The sequence below is a fragment of the Chroococcidiopsis sp. genome, assembly GCF_051657925.1.
Taxonomy (GTDB): Bacteria; Cyanobacteriota; Cyanobacteriia; order Cyanobacteriales; family Chroococcidiopsidaceae; genus Chroococcidiopsis.
The window spans coordinates 1-3,275 of record NZ_JBOFLP010000278.1; the positions used below are offsets into that span (position 1 = coordinate 1).

The window sequence follows — 3,275 nt, forward strand, 5'->3', positions numbered from 1 at the left end:
ACAAATCGTGTTGCCCCGCTGTACTAAATCGGTGACGGCTCCTCGATGGTAATAATCTTCTCCTCGGCTAAAGGAGTTACTCGTTGCCTGATGTCGAATGGTTGTTTCGGAAATGGGTAGTACCATATAATTTTCGACCCTTACTCCCTACTGATTTCAGTTTTCGCAGTGGAGTTAGCAGACTATTCGGTGGGCATTATAGATCTATGGCTAGTCGCCTTACAATTTATCCCAGAAGCGCGATCGCCATTAGGGGTTGTGTATTAATAAATTGAGCAGGTTTTATTAGATTACGCGACCAAACCTATATATAACTAGAGAGGACATGAAAACCTGCTCAATTTATTTTTACAAGGATGCTTAGTGAACGACAGATCTACAACACTACACCTCGTAATTTAAGACGAGTCAATTGGGTTGGCTTCAATCTAACTTATTTTTTATCTAGACGGAACAAATAAAATAGGATAGAATTAACTAGATAAGATAAATCGGTGACGTTGTATCGTGTCTGAGTCACTATCCGACCGTTGGTTAGATGCTGCGATTTCTCATGCCACCACTCAATGGCTCAAATCTGCTTTGCGCCAACTCTTACCTCAACTGATCGAAGGTCAAATTTCTAGCACTGCTTTTGCCGACGAGATTTCATCCTTGCTGTTAGAGCGAAAGTTAGTTACACCAGAACAGCAAAAGAATCCTCGCTCCAACGTCGTGCAAGCACTCAAGAGTATTGACCCCAATCATGAGGCGATCGCCCTGGTCGCTCTGCCCACCCTAGTTTATCGAGAACTTAACGATAAGCAAAAAGGTAGGCTCGGCAATACTCAAACTAAATACATTACGGCTGTTGCACTCGAGCAGTTAGTTGCGATCGCCACTCGCTTGTTAGATAGTCCCCAATGGGCTGACGTTGGTGCTGGTTTAGCTGTACTGATTGGCAGAAGAGTCAGCGAAATTCTCCTGTCTGGTTTTTCACTTTCTACCGAGCATTCGCTTCTTTTTGCTGACCCATCGAAGAAAACTGGGTTAGACAAGGACTTCACTATTGAGATTCCTACTCTTGCGCCTGCAAGTATCGTTCTCCAGGCGATCGAGCGGTTGCAACAAGCCTTGAATATTGCCAACCTCAAGCAAGAAAAGTCGAGTTCTAAGGAGCTAAAGCGGGCTGTCAATCGTCTTTACAGCGAAGCGATCGCCACTGCTTGCGATCGCCACTTCGGGCATCTCGTTCCTAAGCGTCAGGACAAGGATAATCTCTATACTCACCTGTTTCGCGCTGTCTATGCAACTATTGCCGCTCACTGGTTTTGTCCGCCAAACATTCCCGAACATAATTTCAAAGCGGAAATTCAAGGGCATTTTACGATCGCCCAAGATGGAAGTAAATTACCTAACTACAGTGCTAGAGCTAATTATGACGACTATGCGATCTCCGATGATAGCGGCAATCGTGACGGTCGCTTGGGTTTGAAGTTAGGCGAGCGCGGCGTATCTGGATTAAAAGTTTTCCAGCTCCAGCAAAGCGATCGCTCCCCAATAGAAATTTCTCTCTCTCCTATTGATTCTCTGACTGCCCCCTCACCAATGGACAAATCATCATCACAAATTTCCGCCGTTGGTATTTCTGCATCGCCTACTAAAACTCCCAAATCTGCTTCTTTACGAATTCTGCCCAGTGACCAGCAAGCGTGGGCTGCTCTACTCCAAGATATCTGCCCCGACGAGCGCACTCAAGCTCAAAAAATGAGCGCTTTGCTGCACTGGATTGAATCAACACGCCAACAATTGCAAAGTGTTGAGTCAACCCAGGATACTACAACTTCTACTATTGAGCCAACAGATGAGTTGGTCACGCCAGATGTGCGATCCCACGCTCATACGCGATCGCCACTCCAACAAGTCTCTCTCGAACAATTGCTGAGTGTTTCCGTTGGGGATTTTTTAGTCAAAGAAATCGAATCTGCCAGAGCACGCCTAACTCAACTGGAAACAGAACGCGATTCAACTGGTGAGGCATTGTCACAAGCTCACTCTGTTGTCGAGCAACTGCAATCGGAAAATGCTCAACTGCGCACTGAGTTGGAACAGCTTCGTCAAACGCAATCTCAATTAGCTCCACTACTGGGACTGTTGCAAGGTTTGGGACTAGCTCAATCTCATCCCAGCCAAATCACTAGCTCATCGCCTACCGATCGCCCAACTGCGTTAGCGTTGCGCGAAGGAGTTAACGCTACTCCTACTCCTATTCCCCAGCCACAGCCGATCGCTCCTCCTAGTTCTATCCCCACCACTAACTCTACTTCAACTCCCACTGCTAAAAAAACTCGCTCTGGCTCTGACTCTACTACGACTAAAATCAATGCCATCGTTGATGCTCTGATCCAATGGAATCACTCTTGCACGATTTCTACACGTAGGTTGCGAATCGGAATTCAGCCGATCAAGGGGTTGGCTTCTAAAATGGGTGCTGATTATCAACCCATCATTCAACAGGTGCTTCAAGAGCGACAATCAGAACTGACTCAATTGCATCAGCACTTCCTCCTGAGCGATCGCCACAATCGTAAAGTCCACAGTAAAGATGAAATTCTTCAGGCGATCGCCAAAGACTTTCTTCACCTGACCAACTGGCACGAGGTTACATATCCTTAAATTTCCCAACGATTGAGTCATTTCTACAAGAGCGATCGGGTGACAAGAAATGTCCACCTGCGCCCACACAAAGAGGCTACATACAACTACTAAATAACTCGCACTTTTGACAATTGTATTAATCATTATTCATCATCCCAATCCACTCCAATTGCATACAATCAGCTTTAATATCTTTGAACTGGAGAAGCGATTGTGTTTGACTTACCTGACTCGCCAGCTGCAAATTCTACTGACTCTAGCAGATTACTTGCTCCTGTCGAAATCATTGATGTTATGATTGATTTACGAATTCAAATGTCCGAGCTAGAGCAGCAAATTCAATCCTTACAACCTGCTTTCTTTGCTGCTTGTTTAGCACTCAACACTGACAAAATTGCGCTTGAGCGCGCTATCATCACTCGCAAATTAACACCTGGGCAGTGGACATATTCTCCAGATATTGGCGAACAAGAAGCTCTGCTCAAACAATTGAAACGACAATTTCAGCAACTTCACGAACCGACTAGCGGTCGTGATGTCACCTGGGCAATTAAGCTCTTACTCACAACTGCCTGAAAAATGCGCTCGCACGATCGCTTTTAACAACGTTTCTTTTCTCCCGATCGCGCTTTGGTTAA

Annotated in this window: 2 protein-coding genes; both read left to right on the forward strand. The window is 45.6% G+C overall.

From position 1 onward, the window contains the following. The first annotated feature begins 507 nt into the window (after window positions 1-507). The gene (locus ACRC32_RS22810) at window positions 508-2,655 is read left to right on the forward strand and encodes a protelomerase family protein (protein ID WP_438556127.1); all 2,148 of its coding nucleotides are present in this window, start codon (window positions 508-510) and stop codon (window positions 2,653-2,655) included. A gap of 195 nt (window positions 2,656-2,850) precedes the next feature. Beyond that, a complete protein-coding gene (locus ACRC32_RS22815) occupies window positions 2,851-3,213 on the forward strand; it encodes a hypothetical protein (RefSeq protein ID WP_438556128.1) in 363 nt (120 codons plus the stop codon). Window positions 3,214-3,275: the final 62 nt, after the last annotated feature.